Source organism: Dyella psychrodurans (genome assembly GCF_003363265.1).
In the GTDB taxonomy this organism is placed as follows: domain Bacteria; phylum Pseudomonadota; class Gammaproteobacteria; order Xanthomonadales; family Rhodanobacteraceae; genus Dyella_B; species Dyella_B psychrodurans.
In genome coordinates this window covers 1-22,477 of the sequence record NZ_QRBF01000011.1, presented here as the reverse complement: position 1 = coordinate 22,477, position 22,477 = coordinate 1, and the positions used below count along the sequence as shown (strand labels likewise).

The following is a 22,477-nucleotide window of genomic DNA, read 5'->3' as shown; positions in this document are numbered from 1 at the left end:
TATTGCCCTGGCTTTGGCCGACAACGATCCGCGACCGGAAATACAATGAACAGGCTGACTACACAGCATGCCGTTGTTTCCATCTGTCACGGAGTGATGCCTTGAATCGTCGAAATCTTCTGAAGGGCGCGTTGATCGGTGTTTCCGCGCTCGCATTGAATCCCGTAGCCGCGTTTGCCGCCGAAGCGGACGATGTGAGGGCGAAGCTAGCGGCGCTGGAACGCAAGCACGGTGGCCGACTGGGTGTTGCAGTGCTGGATACAGGCAGCGGACGCAGCGTGGGACATCGCGCCGACGAACGCTTCATGATGTGCAGCACTTTCAAGATGCTGCTGGCCGCCGCCACGCTCGACCGCGTGGATCGCGGTGCGGAGCAACTGGATCGGCATCTGATCTTCGGCAAGGACGCAGTGCTCTCCTACGCGCCGGTAACGCAACATCATGTGGGTCTGCCGGGCATGAGCATCGCGGACCTGTGCAAGGCGGCGGTGTCGCTCAGCGACAACACAGCCGCCAATGTGCTGCTGGCGAATCTGGGCGGCCCCGCTGCCGTCACGGCTTATGCGCGGCAGCTCGGCGACACCATGACGCGGCTGGATCGCAACGAGCCGGAACTCAATCGCCCGAGTCCCGACCACGTAAGCGACACGACGACGCCGGCATCGATGTTGAACAACTTGCGCACCCTGGTACTTGGCCATGTATTGCGTGACGAGTCGCGCAAACTGCTCACGGAATGGTTGCGCGAAACCACCACCGGCAAGAACCGCCTGCAGGCCGGCCTGCCCGCCGGCTGGGTGACGGGCGACAAGACGGGCAGCGGTTACGACGCCACCAACGACGTTGCCATCATGTGGCCACCCCAGCGCAAGCCGTTGCTGGTGTCCGCCTACTACTCGGCCGCGAACCTCGATGACGATGCGCGCAGTGCGGTGCTGGCCGACGTGGGGCGCATCGTGGCGACGATGTAGCGGTCGCTTGCCATCGAGATACACGCATAAAGCACCACATCAATGCGCACGAAGCCGAGGTGCCTCCGCCTCGGCTTCGTGCTTTTCGCGGTCGATCCGATCCCTCTCGTGGACATCGGACAAACGTCTCAGGAACGGAAGCAACGCGATCGCCACGATGGCGCCGGCGACGGCAAGCCATCCCAGATCATCGAAAAGCCGCGTATAGGCTGCGAGACCGGCATTCGCATCGACCAGGCCGCCCACCAGGTTCGCACGATTGGCGATCACGCTACCCAGGTATTGCGCGATACCGGCCGCCACGAAAAAGGCGCCCATCATGAAGCCGCCCATGCGCGCCGGGACAAAGCGCGACATCATCGCAAGTCCAAGCGCGGCGACCAGCAACTCGCCCAGGGAATAAAAGCCGTAGCCGGCAACCATGAACCACGACGACACCTTGCCGTCGTGCGCCGCGTGGCCGCTGAAACCGAAGACAAAAAAGCCTGCCGCCACGGCCACGAATCCCCATGCGAATTTCGCGGCGACATGCAGATCGCGTCCGCGCTTTTCCAACTGCCGGTACACCCAGGCCAGCGGCGGCGAAAGCACCATGACCCACAGCGAGTTGATCCCGGCATATTGCGCAGGCGACCAGGTGAAGAGATGCCGGCCGAACAGCGTCTGGTTCCAGTCGACATGACGAAGCGCGAACAAGGTGAGCGACGTTCCTACCTGGTTGTAGAAAACGAAAAACAGCATGGCCTCGCCGACCAGGAAAACCGCCGCGATCAATCCCGCACGTTCGGATCGCTTGCCGTTCGCAATCATGTAGCCGAACACGCCAAGCACGGCCGCGCTTCCCAGATAGACGCAGGCCAACGCCATGACGTCGTGCTGCATCACGAAGGCCGCCACAAGCACGGCCAGGCCACAGCCGCCCAGAACGCCGGCGAGGCTGCGCCCGCGCAGGCGTTGCGTATCGGCCGTCGAGCCCATGTCGGCAAGCGTGCGTGCAAGATAGGCGTAGCAGATCAGTCCGATCACCATGCACACGAAGCAAACGGCGAATGCGGCGTGCCATCCCCAGCGATCCTTGATCCACGGCGTCAACAGCACGAATACGCTGGCCGCGATATTGTTCGTCATGTAGTACAGCGTGAACACGCGATCGAAGGTCGAAGGCGAATCCTCGTAAACGCGTCGTACCATGTTGGCGATGTTGGGTTTGAACAAGCCGCTGCCGACGATGATCAGGCCCAACGCAAGATGCATCTTCGGCAGGCTGTTGCCCGAGATGGTCAGCAACAGATAGCCCAGCGCAAGCACGCAGGCACCCAGTCTCATGCTGCGTTTTGCACCCAGGATGCGGTCGCCGACCCAGCCGCCGACCGCCGGTGCCGCGAACAGCAGGGCACTGAACGTGCCCCAGATCAGGCTGGCATCCGTATCGCGGATACCCAGCTGCTGGATCATGAAGAGCACCATCAGCACCGCGGTGCCGTAGTAACCGCAGCGCTCCCAGAATTCGAACAACAGCACCGTGAGGAAGGGGCGCAGCCGATGGTTGCGATGCGCCGCAAGCACGGTTCAGCGCCCGCGCCCGGGAAGAACGCTTTGATGAAGCCGGGCGATGCGTCCCGCGACTTCCGCCAACTGCGCGCGCAGAACCGGCGGGCCGAGCACGATCACTTCGTCGCCCAGCCTCAGCAGCTCGCGAATGCCGAAGTCGAGCGACTCGATCGGCAGTCGGCATCGCACCCATCCCTTGCGATCGGGCTTGCCGAGGGTTCTCGCCGCCGAACTCGTGACATAAGGCCCCAGCAGGCTCAGCCGCTTCAAGCCGACCGGCGACAAGCGCACGTCGGCATAATCGTGATACACGCTTGCCTCATAGTCGCGCACGCTTCTTTCCCAATGCGCCACCAGGTCGAAATGTTTCGGACGCGTGAAGACGTCGTCGCACACTTCGGCGTCGTGAATGTTCGCCGCGCGATACGTGCTGATCGACCGGCTGTTTTGCGCCACCAGATACCAGATGCCGCTCTTGAGCACGAGGCCGAGCGGCGCGACCTTGCGCGGACGCGCGTCGGTCTCGCCGGAAGGGTGATACCGCATCCGCAGCATGTGTTCGCTCCACACCGCCTGCGCAATGACGGGCAGCGCGGGGAGTTGGTCCACGCTGTGAAACCAGGCGCCCGCATCCAGATGAAAGCGCGTGGCGATACGTTCGGCGCCCGGTTGAATCCTCGCCGGCAACGCCGCCAGCAATTTCAGTCGCGCCGTGGAGAGCACGTCCGCCAGGCCCATTTGCGCGGCCGGCCCCGGCAGGCCGGCAAGAAACAAGGTTTCGGCTTCGGATTGATTGAGGCCGGTCAGCATCGTGCGGTAACCGTCCTGTAACTGGAAACCGCCGTTGCGCCCGCGATCGGCATAGACGGGAATGCCCGCGGCGCTCAGCTGATCGATATCGCGATGGATGGTGCGAACCGTCACTTCCAGCTCCGCCGCGAGCTGGCTGGCGCTCATGCGCCCGCGCGTCTGCAGCAGCATCAGGATCGACAGGAGACGGCTCGCCAGCATTTTCGACCCCGCCCAAAAATACATGACATCGGGCGACATATTTAGCGCGACAAGATGGCGCGCACAACTGCAGGAGGACCTACGCATGAAACGTTTTCACCACGCATGGATGGCCGTCGCCGCGGTCGCCGTAGCGGTAGCCAGTCCCATCTTTCCGGTGCATGCCAGTCAGGACAACCCCAAGTCCGCACCTTCCACACCCAACCTGACCGGCCTGCACGACTTCGATTTCTTCATGGGCGATTGGCGCGCCCATCACCGCAAACTGAAAGAGCGTCTGCTGGGCAGCCACGACTGGGTGGAATTCGACGGCACGATCAGCGTGCACCCGCTGATGAACGGCTGGGCCAACGAGGACGAAAGCCTCCTCAACGTGCCCGGTGGCGTTTATCGCGGCGTGACGTTGCGTGCTTACGATCCCGTGACAGGCCTCTGGTCGATATGGTGGCTCGACAGCCGCATGCCCTCTGCGCCGCTGGATCCGCCGGTGAAAGGCCGATTCGCGAACGGCGTCGGCGTCTTCTATTCCGACGACACGCTGCGCGGCAAAACGGTCAAAGTGCGATTCACCTGGACGCATCCGACACCGGACACCGCGCATTGGGAACAGGCGTTTTCAGGCGACGGCGGGAAAACCTGGGAGACGAACTGGGTGACGGACTTTACGCGCGTATCGGGATCGTAACCGCGAGCGCCGGGAAATCGACTGACGACGACCTGTCTCAGTCGATCTCCAATTTGTAGCCGACGCCGTAGATCGAACGAATCGGCTCCTGACCGGGAGCCGCCTGCTCAAGTTTACGCCGAAGATTCTTGATGTGACTGTCGACGGTCCGGTCGGTCACCACGCGGTGATCCATATACAGATTGTCGAGCAGACGATCGCGCGAAAAAACGCGGCCGGGCGAGGCGGCGAGTGTTTTCAGCAAACGGAATTCGACGGGCGTCAGTTCCAGCATCACGCCATGAAACACGGCGCTATGCGTTTCCTCGTTGATGCGCAGCGACGCATGATTGTGCTCCGCACTCGCACGCGACCGGCGAAGAATCGCCTTGACGCGCGCCACCACTTCGCGCGGGCTGAAGGGTTTGCAGATGTAATCGTCGGCGCCGAGTTCCAGCCCCAGCAAGCGATCGATTTCGTCCACGCGCGCGGTCAGCATGATGATCGGCACATCGCTGAGGCTGCGCAGCTCGCGGCAGATATCCAGGCCGTCGCGACCCGGCAACATCAGATCCAGCAGGATCAGGTCGGGTCGTTCGGCCATGGCGACCGGCACGGCTTCGCGGCCGTCCGCGACCCAATGCCAGGCATAGCCGGCTGCCTGAAGATAGTCGCCCACCAGCGATGCGAGCTTGGGTTCGTCCTCCACCAGCAGGATGCGCGCCACGGCATCGGGCATCGTGTTCATGTCATGCATTCCCTGCAGGCAGATGAATCGTCAGCCACAAGCCGCCGAGTGGCGAAGCCTGGGCGCGAATGCTGCCGCCATGCGCGTCGACTATCGCGCGGCAGATGGCCAAACCGAGTCCGGCGCCGCCGCTGGCGCGATTGCGGGAGGCCTCCACGCGATAGAAGCGATCGAACAGGCGCGGCAGGCTCTTTTCGTCGACGCCGGGCGCGGAATCCATCAGCTCCACGGTGACGCCATCGTCCGCGGCGGTGCAACGGATGCGAAGCTGGCCTCCCGCATCGGTGTAACGCACGCTGTTTTCGATCAGGTTGTTGAACACCTGATGCAGGCGATTTTCGTCGGCAAGTATCGTCACCGGCGATGCGGGCAAACGCAGCTCGAGCGCAAGGTCGGCTTTGCGCAGACGTTCCTGGAACGTCTCGACGGTGGCTTCCAGCAGTTTGCCCACGTCGACGTCGACCTTGCGGTAGGTCATGGTGCCGAGGTCGGCCAGCGACAATTGATAGAGATCGTCGATCAGTTTGCTGAGCGTGCCGACTTCGGCCTGCAGCGATTGGATGGCGGCGGCATCGAGCTGGCGCACGCCGTCTTCCAGCGCTTCCAGTTCGCCGCGAATGATCGCCAGCGGCGTGCGCAACTCGTGCGATACGTCGGCCACGAATTCGCGGCGCATGGTTTCGTTTCGTTCCAGCGTCACGGCCAGCTGATTGAAATCGCGCGCAAGCTGGCCGAGCTCATCGTGCGAGTGCGTGGCCACGCGCGCGGCGTAGTCGCCTTTCGCCAGCGAATGCGTGGCCTTGGCAATGCGATGAACGGGATTCAACAGCGTGCGCGCAAGCCAGACCGCGAGCAAGCCGGCGATCAACAAGGCCTCCATGCCCACCATCCAGGTAGCGCGGTATTGCCCTTCCTGAAAACGCAGATCGCCCGCTTCGGTCACTTGCCGGAACGACAGCATCGTCAGGATGCCTACGGTCCGCCCATCGACCACGATGTCGTGCTTCAGCGAATGCGGTCCGCTCGCCACCCGTGGATTGCCGAACAGGTAATGGCCTTGCGCATCGAGCAGGGTGAAGCGAAGGCCCGCACCCGTCAGGTCGGACGCGGAATACGGCGAACCGGGCTGAGCACCCGGCGGAAGCGGACCGGGTGGGAACTGCTGGCCGGAATTTCCAGACGGCGGGCCTTTATCCAGATCCGGAGGCGGCTGGTTGGGAAAATCCGGAGGAGGCTCGTTTGCATCGCCGGGTGGAGGTCCGGGCGGATGATCGAAAGGCAACGCGTGGTCGTCGTGAAGCCCGGGTCCAAAAGGCGGACCGTAGGGGCGCATCACTTCGAACCACGGTCCCGGAGTTTCGCGCAGAAACTGCCAGCTGCCGTGCGCGCGGTAAGCCGCGGTCAAGGACGCGGCAACACTGTCCATGCGCGCGGTTTCCTGCTCGGACAGATAACCGAGAAAACCGCGATCGAAACTCAACCTTGCGGCAACGCCCATCGCCAGCACGGCGAAAACCGCGACGGCAAGCATGGCGACGAACAGTTTGGCGGTCAGGCCCAGACGCATGAGGGGCGAGTATGTGGGGTACCCAGGTGCCATTAGCGCCCGATTGTCCGGAAGGTTTCAAGCGAAAGCGTGCGATTCCACGAAATCTCCCAATTTCCTGCACAGTTCTGCTCCATGGTGACTCCACGCCGCATCCTGTGCGCGGCCGGGTAGGCGTCCATGGTTTCGAGCAAAAGCAAGGCGGCCATCGAGTTTCTGCACTTCCTGGCCGATGTATCCGATCCCGATACGGGTGACATTTCCTCGTTGAAACTCGCCGCGTGGCTCGGCATGACCGAGGGCACGCTGCTGAAGCGATGGACGCAGCGCGGTTCAAACGTGGCCTGGCGGACCTTCGTCGACGAACTCATTGCCGTGCTCGATGCCGCTCAATCGCAGGGCTGCAACCTGGAAAGCGTGATCGACTGGTACTTCAACACGCCGATCGCGCAGTCGGGCTTGCGCACGCCCGATCAGATCGTCCTCGCCGGCGATGCCCGGTGGCTGGTGCGGCAACTCGATATCTGGAATGTGTGGGTCCGGCCCACGCCATCGCCCCATGCGCTCTATTCGCGAGCGCGACGGTGAATGCCACCGGCGCCGAAGACTTTTCAACGCAGGAACCGCGAACAAAGCCATGGGAAACAGCGCTTCTCCGAAGGATCGGAGTTGAAGGACATGCCGTTCCCATGCGTATCGCGCCAGTCGTCCCCATGGATGCGGTACTGACGCATTAACACCCACCACATCAACGCGCACGGCATTCGACGTGCTCCTCCGTGGGAGATGACAAGTTATGCAGAAGCTGTTCAAAGACGACGTCCACGTCGAATACGCCATCGCGTTGCTCAACATCCTCGAGCAACAGGGTATCGCGCGGGATCGCGCGCTGATGGGCACGGGCATCCGCCCATCGCAGCTGGAAGACGGCGGACGGCTGACGACCCACCAGGACGCCACCTTGCTCACCAACGCGGTAAGACTGACCAACGATCCCGGCATCGGTTATCAGGTCGGGCTGCACAGCACGCTGACCTGGCACGGCCTGCTGGGATTCGGCCTGATGAGTTGTGCGACGCTGCGCGATGCGCTGGAACTATGGTCCGAGTTTCTCGATCTGCGCACGACGACCTTCAACCTGCGGCTGCTTCAGCGTGGCGAATTTGTCGAACTCCACGTTTACGACCTTGCTCCCAAGGCGCCGATGCGCTCGTGCGCGGTCGACCGTTTGCTCACGATGACGACGCGCTTGTGCGAACAACTCACCCAGCGCGTGTTGCCCGATATGGAAATCTGGTACCGCAACAACGAACCCCTGCACTTCTTTCGCTATCGCAAACGCGTAGCCTCCGCGCGATTCGGCACGGGGCTGTGCCAGATCCGGTTCGCGGCCAAGGATCTGGACATACCGCTGGTGCATGCCAACGCCTCGACGTACCGCCATATCAAGCTGCAGTGCGAACGCGAACGCGCGCGACTGCGTCGTTCGGACGATCTGGTCGTGCGCGTGGCCGATCTCCTTGAGTGCTACGAGGGCCAGGGCTATCCCGGCATTGAAGATGCCGCGCGGACGCTTTGCATGTCCAGCCGCACGCTGAAGCGAAAGCTGCAGCGGCTCGGTTTGAATTTTCGCGGACTGGTCGATGAAGCGCGCAAGGATGCCGTGTTGCGCGATGTGCTCAATCCCGTGTTGCGCATGGAGGAAATCGCGGCGCGCCGAGGCTACGCGGACCCGGCGAATCTGACTCGCGCGTTTCGCCGCTGGACGGGCGAGTCGCCCACCAAGTACCGCGCGCGGCTGCTCTCCACCGGTAGCTGATCGACAACACCTGCTGCTTCGACAGCACGGCCTCGGCGCACAATCATCGCAAAAAAGAAGGCCACCGTTTCCGGTGGCCTTTGCCGTAGGGGGATTTCCAATCCCTCGACTGTCCCGATTTCTTCTGGCGAGCATGTCCTTCCCGCGCACGTTCGGGCTCAGAAGTCGTACTCGGCGTTCAACTGCAGGTAGCGCGGCGTCTGATAACCCGTGGCGGTGAGATAGGTCGTGTTGGTGTAAAGCGAGGCGCCGTCGTTGGCGTTCTGCGCTTCGTTGACCGACAGCACGGTGTGTTTGTTGAACACATTGAACACGGTGGCGCGCAGGGTCAGGCCCTTGAACCAGTGCGGGTGATAAGAACCGCTCAGATCGAGCTGCCACAGCGTCGGCGTGGTGCCGGCCGAACCGCGCGCCACGTAGGTCCCCACGCCGTTGATATAGCAATACAGGTACGGCGAACCGCCGGTCGAACCATAGCCGTTGATGGTCGAATCGATCGGCGCGTCGCCGTAGCAGTTTTCCGGACGCCCGGTCTGTCCGATCAGGTTGGCGCCAAGCTGCCATTCGTCGGTGATGCGCCACGCACCGTAAGCCTTCAGGGTGTGGCGATGGTCGTTGGTCTGGTTGCCGTTGTTGCCGATCATCAGCTCCGGATAGTCGAACAGTTCGCTGGTGCCGGTATCGGCCTGGCCGATGTTGGAATCCACCAGACCTTCGGTATTGCCGTAGGAGCGTGCGAGCGTGTACGAGATATTCAGATAGAACTTGTTGTCGAAGTTGCGCTCGGCCGTCAGTTCCAAAGCGTAGTAGTTGCGCTTGTAGTCGGGCTCGCCGATGTCCTTGCCGCTCAGCACCACCTTGTACAGCTTGCTCGGGTTGTTCGGATCGAGCGGCAGATAGAGCGTGGCACCGCTGCCCGGATTGTTGATGAAGCAACCGTTGAGCGTCGATGCGACCGCGTCGCCGTTGTTCAGCGCGGGGCTGAGCGAGGTGGTCGAGTAATCGAAGCCGTAAACGGCATCGGCGTACTTGGCGATGGGACGGAAATCGCATTCGTCATCCAGGCCGGTAAGCACATGGCGCACGATGCCCTTCACGCCCAGGGTCCAGTCGTTCCACTGCTGCTGGGCACCCAGGATGAACTCGCGCTGCTTGAACGGCTTCAGGCCCGACGGTGCGTACGACGAAGCCGCCGGCGCCACGCCGCTTTCGGCGTTCGCGTATTCGAGCGGCGAAAGCGCGGTCAGACCTTCCGGCGCGCCGGTGCTCGGGTTCACGCTCGTATAGCTGTACGCCTGGTAGCTGTAGATCGAGGCGGCCGCACCGCGAATGGCCACGCCCGCATCGATCGGCAGCGAATAATCGCCGGCGCTGCCGTAGATCTTCAGCGAGGAATCGCCGTGCACGTCCCATGCGAAGCCCATGCGCGGCTGCAAGTTGTGATCCTGATGCACGAATGTCTGGCCCAGCGCGTTCTTGTTGTTGAACTGATCGTTGCGCAGGCCGATGCGCGCCAGGAAGTCGTCGGTGATGTGCCAGCTATCCTGCACATAAGCGGCGCGCTGGGTGACGCTCACCTTGGCGCCCGTGTTGTACACGATCTTTTCGACATAGTTTTCGTCGGCGTTGCCGTTCGACGTCGAGCTGTCGGGCAAGTATTCCCACAAGGCGCCGCCTTCGTACGCCTGACCGTACGACGAAGTGGTGACGTCGCGCGTCCAGCCGCCGGTGATGTCGTGGTCGCCGAGTTTCCATTCCAGATCGAGGCGCAGCGATTTGCGGGTGTCCTCGCTGTTGTAGGCCGTGAGCAGGCTCCCCGGCACAAAGTTGCAGTGCGTATAGGGCGAGGTCGTGCCGGCCAGCACCGGGTTGCGATCGTCGACGATCACCGGGCAGCCGGAGGCTTCGCTGCTGATCGAGCCGTCGTAATTCTCCACCGTGCCGTCCGCGGCGGTGGCGGTGTTGTAGCGCTTGTTCCGGTTCTCGCCGTACTGGGCGGTGAGCGTGAAGTCGTCGGTGATGTAGCTGGTGTACTTCAGGATGTTGTTCTGGCCGCCGTACTTGGTCTTCACCACGCCCTGGTAGTCGTAGTGATACGGCGTGTTGTCGGCGGTGAAGCCCGAGTAATAGACATCGGTGCTGTAGTGGCGCGTGTCGTTGAAGCCGGTGTATTCGAGAATGTTGCTGTCGTTGATGTTCCAATCCATCTTCAACAGCCAATACGGATCTTTCTCGGTCTGCTGCTGATAGCCGCCGCTGCCGGCTTGCGTGATCGGGTTGTAGTAATCGGCATCGGTCTTGGTCTGGCTGACCAGGGCGAACATGAAGAGCTTGTCCTTGATCAGCGGGCCGCCCAGCCAGGCATTCCAGCGCGAGCTGAAGTCGACGGGATTCCAGGTGCCGTTGTTGCCGATGGTGGCGTTCTTGTTGCCGCGCGAGGAATAAGACATGTTGTCGTTGTTCAAGTAGACGTTCGGCTCGCTGGCCATCGTCTCGGCGGGATTCCAGGTGACATCCACGCCGCCTTTCCACTCGTTCGTACCGCGCTTGGTGGTCACCGAGACCACGCCGCCGGTCGCGTTGCCGTATTCGGCGCCATAGCCGCCGTCTTGCACCGACTCCTGATCGATCGCCTCGAACGGCACCTGCGAGAAGCTCAGCGAATCGAACTGGTTGGTGACGTTGAAACCGTTCACGTAATAAGCGTTCTCGGCCACCGACGAACCGCCGAAGGACACGAGATTGCCGAAGGCAGAGTCGCCCTTGACCGCACCCGGTGTGAGCAGGGCGACGGCCGATACGTTCTTGGCGATCGGCAGCGACTTCATCTGGTCCGCCGTGATCACGGTACTGGTTTGCACCGACGACACATCGATCGACGGCAAGCTGTTGGCCGAAACGGTGATCGTGTTGAGGTTTTTCGCCGACGCAACGGCGGTCGCCAGATTGACGTTGGTGCCCTGGCCGGCCAGCACCGTCACTTCCTGGCTGGTGGTTTTGCCGTTCTCGCTGAGATTGACCTGATACTTGCCGGGCAACAGCGAGTTGAACTGGTAGCGGCCGTCCTGGCCCGCCGTCATCGTGCGCACCGAACCGTTGCCCTCGTTGGTGGCGGACACCTGCGCGCCTGGATCGGCGGTGCCGTAGATCGAACCGGCGGTGCTCTGCGCGAACAAGGCGCCGCTGCCCACGCCGCAAGCGAGCGTGATGGCCAGGGCCATGCGTTTATATCGAAGATTTTTATGATCAGCGCGACGCTGCATACGTACTCTCCCCACAATGTGCCGATAGAAGACCGCGCCGGGCGAGCCCAGCGGAAAGTCGTTGGTGTAAACACGCGAATGTTTTTTTCACATTAGCGCGTGCAATGAGACGTAGCGCTTCGTGCGAGCTGTTTGGCCCGAGATCACAAAATCATGGCCTTGCATGACAACTCGTGTGTGCACGAATGCCATGTGCGCATGTCTCCCTTCGATGCATTGAAGAGCGATGCAACACGTGTATGCCGCGACGGATAAAAATAAAGCTCCGATAGCCGGGGACAGGCTATCGGAGCTTTAAGGACCATGTACTGCCTAGGAGGGATACAGCACGGTCCCTGGTGACACGCTGGGTTGATGTCACCAGTGCATCGCCCCACAGCGATGCGACACTTAGTGCATCAACGCTTCCGCGAAGTTCGCGCGTCTTTAGTGCGTATCGCGTGTATGGCCCGAATTACCAAGTAACTGGCCTTCGTCGACAAATTGGACGTCCAAATGCTTTACGCATTACTCCTCCCCCTGCTTGCAGGGGGAGGTTGGGAGGGGGTGCTCATACTTGCCTTGACGCAAGATTGTTTGACCCCACCCCAACCCTCCCCTGCAAGCAGGGGAGGGAGTCACCCACTGCGATCAAAGTGCCTCAATAAAAAAAGGCCTGGTGCGACCGCGAATCGCACCAGGCCTCCATGTCATATGCAGTGCCTCTGAGAGGAGATCAGCTTGCGTCGATGACAATGGCCTCACCAGCAGGCGCGCCGAAGGATGGCGGACGATCCGCCAGGGCAGCGCCAAACTGCATATTGGGTGTTTCGGACATGTGGAACTCCAGCGTGCCGCCCGCTACGAGCTCGGCGTGGCTGATCCAGCTCTTGGTCCACGGCTGGCCGTTCCAGGTGACAGACTGGATGTACGGATGATTCGGTCCGTTGTTGATGGTGCGGATCTCCAGCTTGCGGCCGCCTGCAAGGTCGATCTCCGCCTTGTCCAGCAAGGGGCTGCCAAAGACATAGTTGGTGCTGACGGGATCGACCGAATACAAGCCCAGCGCGCTCATGATGTACCACGCACTCATCTGGCCGCAGTCTTCATTGCCGGCCAGGCCGTCGGGTTCCGGCGGATACATGGTCACGGTCAGCATTCGCACGCGCTCTTGCGTCTTGTAGTGCGAGCCGGTGTACGCATAGAGATACGCCATGTGATGACCGGGCTCGTTGCCGTGCGAGTACTGGCCCACCATGCCGGCGATATCCGGCGGTGCATCGGGCGGCAGCTTCGGGCTGGTGGTGAACAGTTCATCCAGTTTGCGTTCGAACACGTCCGGCCCGCCAAACAGGCCCATGTACGCGTACAGATCGTGCTGGTTGAGGAAGGTGGCTTCCCAGGAATTGGATTCGGTGAAATCGCGCCACTGGCTGGAATGGCCCATGCCGCGCGGATCGAACGGTTCCAGCCATTTGCCGTTCACGTCGCGCGGACGCACGAAGTTCATCGTGGTGTCGAACACATTGCGATAGTTGCGCGAGCGGTGGCGCAGCGTTTTGGCCAGGTCCTTTTCGCCCGCGGCATCGGCCAGATGCGCGACCGCCCAATCGTCATAGGCGTATTCCAGCGTCTTGCTGACGGCTTCCCATTCCTTGTCGCTGGGGATGTAGCCGAGTTTGCGGTAGTAGGGCAGGCCGCGATAATCGTCGTCCATCGCGCGCTTGCGATAGATCGGCCACGCCTTGTCGTAATCGATGCCGGTGAAACCCTTGGCCTGCGCTTCCGCAATCAGCACCACCGAGTGGTAACCGATCATGCAGCCCGTTTCCACGCCTTGCAGCGGCCACACCGGCGGGCCGTCGGGACTTTCCTCGGCCATGCGTACCAGGCAATTGACGAAATCCGGCACGCGATCGGATTGATACAGCGTCAGCAGTGGCGCCTGCGCACGATAGATATCCCACAGCGAATAAGTGCTGTAGTTGTTCTGGCCTTGCGGCAGCTGGTGGATCTTCAAATCCATGCCGCGATAACGGCCGTCGACATCGCTGAACAGTGTCGGCGCCAGCATGGTGTGATACAGCGAGGTGTAGAACACGCGCATGTCGCGCGGCGAGGAAGTCTCGACGCGAATGCGGCTGAGCTCGTGCTCCCATGCCTCGGTGGCCGCGTGCAGCGCCTGTTCGAAATCCCAGGCGGGAATTTCCGCATCGAGATTGCGCAGCGCACCGTCGATATCCACGCCGGAAATGCCCACTTTCACCAGCACCGGCTCGCGCGCCACATCGTCGATATGCAGCGCGGCCTTCAGATGAGTACCGTTGATCTCGCCCGTGCCGCTGGGCGCAGCCACATCTTCCGAATACAGCGTGGCTTGCGAGAACGGCCGCGATACCTTCATCGCGAAATGGATGTAACGGCCATCGGCCCACTGATGCACGCGACGGCTGCCGACCAGCGTGTCGTTGCCGACCAGCCTGAGCTGCGCGTCGGTCACCTTGCAGGGGACTTTGAAGTCGTCGTGGAAACCGTGCGCGAAATCGACCAGCAGATGGCCGTCGCCGGTGCCGTGGAAGGTGTAGCGATGCAGGCCCGCGCGCAAGGTCGCGGTCAATTCGGCCTGAATGTTGTGGTCGGTCAGATGCACGCTGTAATAACCGGGGCGCGCGCGCTCCGACGCGAAACGCGAGCGATAACCACGACCCGGATTCACCTTGTTGTGCGCGGTCAGCTGCGGGCCCGGTTTGGCGGCACCATCGAACTGCGAGTGGTAATTCACATCCGGCAAGCCGCGATCGCCCGGTTGCAGCAACACCGGACCTTGCGCCGGCATCACCAGCACGTCGAGCATGTCCGCCGCGCCGGTGCCGCTCAAATGCGTATGCGAGAAACCCATGATCGAGCCGTCGGCCTGGTGATAACCCGACGACGCATCCCAACCCGCATCGTTGGTATCGGGACTCAACTGCACCATGCCGAACGGCATCGACGCACCCGGATACGTATGACCGTGCCCGCCGGTTCCGATAAACACATCGACATAGCGCGACACACCACTCGCCTGCGTTGCCGCATTGGCGACACGTCGCACCTTGCCGGTTGCGTCGGCCAGTTTCGCCAACGCAGGCAGGGGACCGCCGAGCGCGGCAAGCGCTCCCAAACCCTGCAGGAACTGCCGACGTGACACCATGCTGTTTCTCCCCTAAACCTTCTTCTTTGTCGTGGTAAAGGCTGAAAGCGATGGCAGCACGCGGGACAACGATCCCGATCACCCACGACACGCACTCAACCGGCAAGGGGCGAGGGCCTGCGGGCCGCCGTCCATCCCACGACTGTAAACGAAAAATTTGTCACGATCCAAATTTTTCTGCGTCAAGCGTAAGCCATTAATAAAAATGATTTTTATGAAATTAATGACGCGACGCACAAAGGGAGGGAATTTACGCCGGCTATCAGCGTTGCTGTCGGTGTTGCGTATTGACGATGTGTGTGACTTTACGTTACTGGTAAGAACATACCTGCGCGCAATGCGCGGGCCCAAGGGGACAATTCGATGCGTGCATACTGGCAAGGGAGCTGCCTGTGGGCGGTGGCGATGTTGGTGCTGTCCGGTGCGTGTTATGCCCAGTCCTCGGGGGGAGCGACCCCCGATCAGGAATACCAGAAGCTGATCCAGGTCGATCAAAACATCGAACCCTTGGGTGAGCATCCCTTCGGTGAAAGCATCAGCACGTACGACGGGAGCGTGACATTCAACGTCACCGACGTCACGATGCGCGGCAATGGGCCGACCATCACAGTGGGTCGAACAGCGCAAAATTTTGAGTGGGTTCCGCAGACAAATTACGGCCCCCAACTCCCGCTCGGTAGCTGGGATCTGGATATCCCCCGCATCGAAACGCTTGTAGGGACTGCCGGTCTCCCGTCGACGGCTGTCTGGCAGACAGGGGTTGGGGGAACTACCCCTACCGTAGGTACAACAAATCGTTGCAGCAATTTTGCGCCGCCACCAGGCATTCAGTCCACACTGGCTGAGGGAGGTTGGGTGGCGGACGAATGGTGGTCTGGATACAACCTGTTGGTGCCCGGCGAAGGCAAGCAGCAACTGATGCCCCGCTACAGCGCGAATACGCTGTCGCCAACCATCAGCGGGACAAGCTTTAACATTGTCACGAAGAACAACTGGATGGTCACGTGCGGTGTCACGGCGAGCGATGGTGGTGAAGGGTTCCTTGCCATCGCACCCGATGGCACGCGCTATACGTTTGCTCACCTAGTCTATCGTCCGTGGTACCCGATCATTGGTGCAGGTGGTCCACTGCCTCCTGATGGGACGATCATCGCGACGCAGACTCCTCCTCCATCGCAAAGCGCCGTTTCGGCAAATGGCACAGTCGCCACACAGGGCGTTACGCCCATGACAGCCGGGCCAGGCGGCCTAGCTATCTTGAATCGCGAAGATGCGTTGATGTATGTCACGCAGATTCAGGATCGCTTCGGCAATACGCTGACCTACAACTACGATCCCACAACGGGCTATCTCTCCAGCATTACAGCGAGTGATGGCCGCGAAGTGGATATCACCTATCAATCTGGTTCGCAGTTGATCCAAACGATCACGGCGAAGGCCGCCAACGTTCCTTCGCGCACCTGGACATATAGCTATCTAAATGGCTCAGGTGCCCTTACCGGCGTGCAATTGCCCGATGGTAGCGCGTGGTCCTATAACTTAGGCATTGGAGCGTACAACCTTGTTCTTCCTTCCAATGCGTGTTCGCTCAACCAATTGCCCTATTCCAATACCGCGCCTCCAAACCAGCCATTTGGAACCGGCGGTACGGTAACGACCCCCTCTGGGCTCACGGGCACTTTTAGCTTCGTGTTGAAAATGAGCGGCCGTTCGTACACGCCTCAATTGTGTTGGGGACAAAGCGGGGACTCGCCGCCGTTTGAAATTCCCATGGCGATCTGGCCGGAATGGTACGTTCAGCCCGCCATTGCGAGCGAAGTGATCTCGGGTGCGGGCATGCCGACGCAGACCTGGACCTACAGCTATTCGCCCGCAAATGCGAGTTGGAATACAGATGCCTGTGCGTCCAATCGCACGTGCCCCACGACCGTTTACACGGATGTCACTGACCCCAACGGTAACGACACGCGTTACACGTATAGCAATGTCTTCGATTCCACGGAAGGCCAATTGCTGCGCTCGGACACCTATAGCGGTGCTTATGGCAGCACGCTCGTGCGTTCGGTGGTCAACACTTACGCCAATGCGTCGAACGGCCCGTGGCCAAGCGTCTACGGCGTCGATTTGGCCTATCGCGACAATTACTATCAAACCGAGCAATTGGCGCCGTTAAACCAAAAGGTGACCACGCAAGACGGCCAGAACTACACCTGGCAAACGATGACCTTCAACGTTTACGCGCAACCCACGGATGTGAAGCGCTATAACGACATCGCCGGGCAGTCCCCGATCGAAGAAACCACGGTCTACCTCAACGATACGAACACGTGGGTGCTGGGCTTGCCGCAGACAGTGACCAATGTCGGCACCGGCGAAGTGGAAACCAGCAACACCTACAACGCCCAGGACCTGCTGCAATCGCGCTCGCGTTTCGGCGAGTTCATGATGAGCTACACCTACAACAGCGTCGGTCAGCTGGCGAGCTTTACCGACGGCAACAATCACACGACCAGCCTAAGCAACTACTACCGCGGCATTCCGCAGTCGATTGCGTATCCGGACAGCACCAGTCAAAGCCTGGTGGTGAATGATCTAAGTGAAATCTCCTCCATCACCGACCAGGCCGGTTACACCACGCATTACAGCTACGATCCGATTGGCCGTATCTCGCAGATCACCTATCCCACGAACGATCCCAATGGCGTGTCCTGGTACGCCAAGACCTTCACCTACAATTATGTGGCCAGCGCCGAGCGCGGCATCGCCGCAGGGCATTGGGATCGCATCACCACGACGGGTAACGCGGTCACCACGACGTATTTCGATGCCGACTTGCGTCCGGTGCTGAGCGACAGGTCGATCACCGGCACAGCCAATTCCGACGTCACCACCGCAACGAGCTATGACTACACCGGAGCGACCACTTTCGCTTCTTATCCCGTCAGCGGCTCACCCGCTGTTACGGCCGTCACGACTGGCACGCATCACACCTACGACGCGCTGGAGCGCCTGACGCAGACCCAGGAAGACAGCGAACTGGGCTCCCTGACGACATCGACGTCCTATCTGGCCGGTGCAGGCCAGCAAGTGACCGATCCGAAGGGTAACGTCACCACCACGTATTACCAGGTGTTCGACGAGCCCGACTACAAGGCCCCGATTTCGGTCACTGCGCCGGGCGGCATCACCCAAACCATCGCACGTGACATCTACGGCAACCCGACGTCCATCACGCAGTCGGGCCTTTACGGCACCGAGAACGACAGCGTCACCAAGACGCTTCTTTACGATACCTACCACCGCCTGTGTCTCACGACCGAACCGGAAAGCGGTAGCACCGTGATGGCGTACGACGCGGCGAACAATCTGCAGTGGAGCGCGCAGGGCCAGACCATTACCGATGGCACCTGCGGGCAGACCGACGTGGCAAGCGGGGCGCAAACCGTGCGCACGTATGATGCGATGAACCGCGTGAAGACGATCACGCCACCGGCCGGCACGCAGACGACGTCTTACACCTACGACGCACGCGGCAACATCGGCAACGTGGTGTCCGGCAGCGCAACCAACACCTTTGCCTACAACAGCCGCAATCTGCTGACTAGCCAGACGCTCTCTGTCGGCAGCGACGCCTGGGGTATCGGCTACAACTACGACAGCTATGGCCACCTCAATGCCATCGGCTATCCGGCCTTCAACGGCAGCAGTGAAGGCGTGGCCTACAGTCCGGATGCACTGGGCAGGCCTACCCAGGCGGGCAGCTACGCGAGCGGCATCATCTACTTCCCGAACGACCAGGTCGCCGGCTTCAACTACGGCAACGGCGCGAGTTACGTGGCGCAGCAGAATGCGCGTCAGCTATTAAGTAACTTCAGTTATGGCGTCGGTAGCACGCTGAACCTCAGCGAAGACTTTACCTACGACAACAACGGCAATATCACCAACGTCACGGACCTGGTCAACGGCCAGCGCACGAAAGCCTTTGGCTATGACGCGCTCAACCGCCTGACCAGTGCAACGGCGACCAACCTCTACGGCACCGAAAATTACACCTACGACGCGCTCAACAATCTGCGCACGCGCCTGACCGGCGGCAACACGCTGACGCTCAACTACGACGCCACCAATCGCCTGGCGAGCGTGGCCCAAAACGGCAGCGTGGTGACGCAATACGGTTACGACGCGCAGGGCAACCGGAGCAGCTTGACCAACGGTGGGGCAACCACGAACTACACCTTCGACGCCGAGAATCAGTTGTTGCAGGTACCGGGCTTGGAAGGCTATGCCTACGATGCGGCCGGTCGTCGCGTGGCCAAGACGAATCCGAGCGGCAATCCCACGGGCTACTATTTCTACGATCAGGCCGGTCAGCTGATGTACTCGCTCGACCCGAACTCCCTGCTGGCCACCAATTACATTTATCTGGGCACCAAGCTGATTGCCAAGCATGTGCTGTTTGAAGCGCCTGCGCCGGGTGCTATCGCTTTTAGCAGCAATCCGAACGGCGGCAGCTTCACCGTCTCGTGGGGCGGCGTGTCGCAAGCCACGAGCTACACGTTGCAGCAACTCACCGTCGCATCGGGAACGTGGGCCACGGTGTATAGCGGTGCGTCGCTGAGTAGTGCGATCAGTGGCTTGGCGGCGGGCACGTATCAGTATCGTGTTCAAGCGTGCGTGAGTTCGGGTTGCGGTGCGTGGACGTCGTCGTCGAATGTGGATGTGTGGCCCCCGCTTCCCTCCGTGACGGTGCCAACGGAACCGGTGGCAGGCCCGTATACGATCAGCTGGACGGCATCGGCCAACGCAAGCAGTTATACGGTGCAGGAAGCTGTGAACGGCGGTGCCTGGACGACGATTGGAACGTTCACCGGGACATCGACCACGCGGCCGGGTGCCACCAGCGGAGCCTACACGTATCACGTCGAGGCCATCGATGCGTCCGGGGTCACGGGTGGCTTTGGACCTGTGTCCAATCCCGTCACGGTCAACACCGCTTTGATACCGTCGCCCACCCCGACGCTGAGCGTGCCGGCCTCCAGCAACGCGAGCAGTGCGACGATCAGTTGGACGGCAGCCTCGCCGGTGACGAGCTACACCCTGCAGGAAAGCGCGAACGGCGGATCGTCGTGGTCGACCGTCTACAGCGGTACGAGTACGAGTGCGGCGGTGTCGGGTCTCACGGATGGTAGGTATACGTTCCAGTTGCGGGCGTGTAATGCGCCGGGCACGGGGACGTACTGTGACAACTGGGTCATGGGCGGTTCGATGGTGGTGGCGTTGCCACCGGGTACACCCACGATCACGCCATCGACCACGTCGAGCAACACCGGTGCGTACTCGCTGAGTTGGACGGCGGAAGCCACGACCACCAACTATGTGCTGCAACAGCAGATCAATGGCGGGGCATGGACCACGCTGCAATCGTCGTCGGCGACCTCGTGGTCGGTGAGCGGTGAAGGCGACGCCACCTACGGCTATCGCGTGCAGGCGTGTTACACGACCGCGTGCGGTGGATGGAGTGGGACGGTGTCGGTGACGGTGCTGTTGCCGCCGGCATCCGCACCGACGATCAGTGGTGCGGGCACGTCAGCAAATGGTGCCTACACGCTGACGTGGAGTGCCGTGGCGACGGCGACGGCGTACATCGTGTACTACGACAACAACGGTACGTGGACGGCTGTGCAAAACAGCGCAGCGACGAGCTACTCGACGACACAAAGTGCGAATGGCAGTTACAGCTACGTGGTGTATGCGTGTAACACCGGAGGATGCAGTCCGGCGTCGGCAGTCGCGACGGAGACGGTGCTGTTTCCACCGTCGGGTGCGCCGACGCTCACGGTCAGTCAACCAAGCCTCTACTCCGACACGGTCGATTTGAGTTGGACGAGCGTCGCAACAGCGACGTCTTATTGGTGGCAATACAGCACAAATCAAACAACGTGGACACGCTTGATGGCTCTGCAAGCGAATTCGACGACGTATGCGCCGGGCACCGGAGCGTTTTACTTCGAGGTGCAGGCCTGCAATGCCAGCGGCTGTGGGCCGTGGAGTGCAGTAGTAGAGCACGTCGTGATAGTCAAATGAGTCGCCCACTTACGCGTGCAATTGCTTTGTTCGTAGCGCGCGCGTTTGACATTGGAATATCTGAGGGGTGGTGCCAATGAATAAGGACATAGCAAGGAAGTGCAGCATGACAAAGTTCTTCATGCTTCTGTGTCTATTTGTCGTAGGGCAAAGTGCGTTTGCGCAAACATCGGGAACGGTGACTTACGTCTATACCGACCCGCAGGGCACCCCTCTCGCAGAGGCTGATGCCAGCGGTAACATCACGGCGACGTTTGATTACACGCCGTATGGCACTACAGCACTCGGCACGCCACCGAATGGGCCGGGATATACCGGGCATGTGAACGATCCGGAGACGAACCTCGTTTATATGCAGGCGCGTTATTACGATCCAGCTACCGGTCGCTTTCTAGGTGTAGACCCAAAGTCACTTGAAGCTGGTGGCATATTCGGCTTAAGCCGCTACGCGTACGCTAGTAACAATCCAATTTTGTTCATTGATCCTGATGGACGCAATCCATGCGAGACTGATTGCGCCGCTAGGCTCAGAATGGCCGATGCCGCAGTATCAAGTGATGCGCGTATGATCGTTCATCTCTTCGCTGGGCCCTTTGCGGGGCTGGCGGACCTCGTGCATGGCATTGTTACTAGCGATCACCATGAGGCGGCAGAAGGTGCCGCGATGACAATTGTTAGTACTGCAGCGCCAGAAGGAGAAGCTGCAGGAGAAATTGTAAACATAGCAAAGGAGGTTGAGGAACTTAGCGGAGAAGCAGGTCCTATCTCGAAGATTTTCAGTTCGCAAAAGCAATCGCTAGTCGATATGGCAAAAATGGACAAGCGGTTGGGCATAACGTCTGAAGATATGCAGGCTTATAAGGATTTGAATGCGGAGCTTCCGGACCCCTTTCCCGCGAACAAGGTTCGTGGGCCGGAGGCTCACAGCTCCGGTGCGCCATCTTCGCGAGCGCCACATGGGCACGTAGGTCCTGTTGATCATATTCCCGTGAGGGAGACAACAGGTCCTCAATCTCTCCCCCAGTTATCATCGAGTTAAAATTAATGAGCAAGTTACTTAGTTACTTAGAGACAGCTTGTCGAGAACTTGGTTTACAAATTGAGATTGGCTTTGTCGCCAAAACACAAGCCGGACCAATACGGGCGGAAGCAAGGATCAGACGTCTCGGCGGCGTCAATGGCATGCTCATATTCTCAGACTATAGTCAGCTTCGCGAACACCAGAGCGAGTTGTTGACAGATGGATATGGTTTTTCGGTTTTGGATGCTCCACTTCCCAACGAGACATACGACTTGGAGTCATATATTGAAATGTTCCGCGATTGGGGTTGGGCTGGTCCAGAAGCGGAACGACCACATTGGATGAGTTAAAAACTGAGCAAAACCGGGGTCAGGTTGGACTATCCCTGTTTCCACGGACGGATCGATTCGACCGAGGGACCAAGATATTTTTTAAGGGGTGCCCACCATGGCCTTCTTCGGGTCATTGCCACATCCGGCTGTGCGTGTCGGTGCAGTTCTCCTTGCTTAGCCGATCCAGCGCGGCGCCGATCTGTGCGCTGATCTCCTGGAAGTAGTAATAGAGATCCGCACGGCCGATCTTCAGCACGACATTGCCGTTGGTGATGTCGTCTTCGCTGTAAGCGAT

Annotated in this window: 13 protein-coding genes; 7 read left to right on the top strand and 6 right to left on the bottom strand. The window is 60.5% G+C overall.

Going from position 1 to position 22,477, the window contains the following annotated elements:
* Positions 1-101 precede the first annotated feature (101 nt).
* Positions 102-971 (top strand): class A beta-lactamase, encoded by an 870-nt coding sequence (gene bla / locus DWU99_RS19960; RefSeq protein WP_115479858.1) that lies wholly within the window; start codon positions 102-104, stop codon positions 969-971.
* Positions 972-1,010: 39 nt separating this feature from the next.
* On the opposite strand, the gene DWU99_RS19955 is transcribed toward bla, so the two are convergent.
* Together DWU99_RS19955 and DWU99_RS19950 are read right to left on the bottom strand one after the other, a co-directional pair.
* Positions 1,011-2,537 carry a peptide MFS transporter gene (locus tag DWU99_RS19955; protein ID WP_115479857.1) on the bottom strand — a complete coding sequence of 509 codons (1,527 nt, stop codon included), beginning with the start codon at positions 2,535-2,537 and terminating at the stop codon, positions 1,011-1,013.
* Between the two features lie 3 nt (positions 2,538-2,540).
* Positions 2,541-3,533, bottom strand: coding sequence for a helix-turn-helix transcriptional regulator (locus DWU99_RS19950; RefSeq protein ID WP_115479904.1), 993 nt, complete (start codon positions 3,531-3,533; stop codon positions 2,541-2,543).
* A gap of 85 nt (positions 3,534-3,618) precedes the next feature.
* On the opposite strand from DWU99_RS19950, the gene DWU99_RS19945 reads away from it, so the two are divergent.
* Entirely contained in the window at positions 3,619-4,218 is a 600-nt protein-coding gene (locus DWU99_RS19945) for a hypothetical protein (RefSeq protein WP_199535881.1), read from the top strand.
* A gap of 37 nt (positions 4,219-4,255) precedes the next feature.
* Here DWU99_RS19945 and DWU99_RS19940 read toward each other — a convergent pair whose 3' ends face one another.
* Both DWU99_RS19940 and baeS read right to left on the bottom strand, forming a co-directional pair.
* Positions 4,256-4,945, bottom strand: coding sequence for a response regulator (locus DWU99_RS19940; protein ID WP_115479856.1), 690 nt, complete (start codon positions 4,943-4,945; stop codon positions 4,256-4,258).
* 1 nt (position 4,946) lies between these two features.
* Positions 4,947-6,512 carry a sensor histidine kinase efflux regulator BaeS gene (gene baeS, locus DWU99_RS19935; RefSeq protein ID WP_115479855.1) on the bottom strand — a complete coding sequence of 522 codons (1,566 nt, stop codon included), beginning with the start codon at positions 6,510-6,512 and terminating at the stop codon, positions 4,947-4,949.
* A gap of 159 nt (positions 6,513-6,671) precedes the next feature.
* Between baeS and DWU99_RS19930 the strand changes: the two genes are divergently transcribed.
* The gene (locus tag DWU99_RS19930; RefSeq protein WP_115479854.1) at positions 6,672-7,079 is read left to right on the top strand and encodes a hypothetical protein; all 408 of its coding nucleotides are present in this window, start codon (positions 6,672-6,674) and stop codon (positions 7,077-7,079) included.
* Positions 7,080-7,287: 208 nt separating this feature from the next.
* Positions 7,288-8,310 carry an AraC family transcriptional regulator gene (locus tag DWU99_RS19925; protein WP_115479853.1) on the top strand — a complete coding sequence of 341 codons (1,023 nt, stop codon included), beginning with the start codon at positions 7,288-7,290 and terminating at the stop codon, positions 8,308-8,310.
* A gap of 158 nt (positions 8,311-8,468) precedes the next feature.
* On the opposite strand, the gene DWU99_RS19920 is transcribed toward DWU99_RS19925, so the two are convergent.
* Together DWU99_RS19920 and DWU99_RS19915 are read right to left on the bottom strand one after the other, a co-directional pair.
* Positions 8,469-11,531 carry a TonB-dependent receptor gene (locus tag DWU99_RS19920; protein ID WP_158543382.1) on the bottom strand — a complete coding sequence of 1,021 codons (3,063 nt, stop codon included), beginning with the start codon at positions 11,529-11,531 and terminating at the stop codon, positions 8,469-8,471.
* A gap of 757 nt (positions 11,532-12,288) precedes the next feature.
* Complete coding sequence (locus DWU99_RS19915) at positions 12,289-14,745, bottom strand: GH92 family glycosyl hydrolase (protein WP_115479851.1); 2,457 nt, start codon at positions 14,743-14,745, stop codon at positions 12,289-12,291.
* A 363-nt stretch (positions 14,746-15,108) separates the two neighbouring features.
* Here DWU99_RS19915 and DWU99_RS19910 point away from each other — a divergent pair, with 363 nt between their 5' ends.
* The 3 genes from DWU99_RS19910 to DWU99_RS20890 all read left to right on the top strand — a co-directional run bounded on the left by DWU99_RS19910 (position 15,109) and on the right by DWU99_RS20890 (position 22,200).
* The gene (locus DWU99_RS19910) at positions 15,109-20,829 is read left to right on the top strand and encodes a hypothetical protein (protein WP_115479850.1); all 5,721 of its coding nucleotides are present in this window, start codon (positions 15,109-15,111) and stop codon (positions 20,827-20,829) included.
* 106 nt (positions 20,830-20,935) lie between these two features.
* Positions 20,936-21,868, top strand: a complete 933-nt coding sequence (locus DWU99_RS19905; RefSeq protein ID WP_158543380.1) for an RHS repeat domain-containing protein — start codon at positions 20,936-20,938, stop codon at positions 21,866-21,868.
* A gap of 5 nt (positions 21,869-21,873) precedes the next feature.
* Positions 21,874-22,200 carry a hypothetical protein gene (locus DWU99_RS20890; protein WP_147292984.1) on the top strand — a complete coding sequence of 109 codons (327 nt, stop codon included), beginning with the start codon at positions 21,874-21,876 and terminating at the stop codon, positions 22,198-22,200.
* Positions 22,201-22,477 lie beyond the last annotated feature (277 nt).

What these genes read in the sequence shown, in the direction of transcription:
- DWU99_RS19910 (WP_115479850.1), top strand. Translation starts at nt 15,109, where the DNA reads ATGCGTGCATACTGGCAAGGGAGCTGCCTGTGGGCGGTGGCGATGTTG.
- DWU99_RS20890 (WP_147292984.1), top strand. Translation starts at nt 21,874, where the DNA reads ATGAGCAAGTTACTTAGTTACTTAGAGACAGCTTGTCGAGAACTTGGT.
- DWU99_RS19920 (WP_158543382.1), bottom strand. Translation starts at nt 11,531, where the DNA reads ATGGCCCTGGCCATCACGCTCGCTTGCGGCGTGGGCAGCGGCGCCTTG.
- DWU99_RS19925 (WP_115479853.1), top strand. Translation starts at nt 7,288, where the DNA reads ATGCAGAAGCTGTTCAAAGACGACGTCCACGTCGAATACGCCATCGCG.
- DWU99_RS19945 (WP_199535881.1), top strand. Translation starts at nt 3,619, where the DNA reads ATGAAACGTTTTCACCACGCATGGATGGCCGTCGCCGCGGTCGCCGTA.
- baeS (WP_115479855.1), bottom strand. Translation starts at nt 6,512, where the DNA reads ATGCGTCTGGGCCTGACCGCCAAACTGTTCGTCGCCATGCTTGCCGTC.
- DWU99_RS19905 (WP_158543380.1), top strand. Translation starts at nt 20,936, where the DNA reads ATGACAAAGTTCTTCATGCTTCTGTGTCTATTTGTCGTAGGGCAAAGT.
- DWU99_RS19940 (WP_115479856.1), bottom strand. Translation starts at nt 4,945, where the DNA reads ATGAACACGATGCCCGATGCCGTGGCGCGCATCCTGCTGGTGGAGGAC.
- DWU99_RS19950 (WP_115479904.1), bottom strand. Translation starts at nt 3,533, where the DNA reads ATGCTGGCGAGCCGTCTCCTGTCGATCCTGATGCTGCTGCAGACGCGC.
- DWU99_RS19930 (WP_115479854.1), top strand. Translation starts at nt 6,672, where the DNA reads ATGGTTTCGAGCAAAAGCAAGGCGGCCATCGAGTTTCTGCACTTCCTG.
- DWU99_RS19915 (WP_115479851.1), bottom strand. Translation starts at nt 14,745, where the DNA reads ATGGTGTCACGTCGGCAGTTCCTGCAGGGTTTGGGAGCGCTTGCCGCG.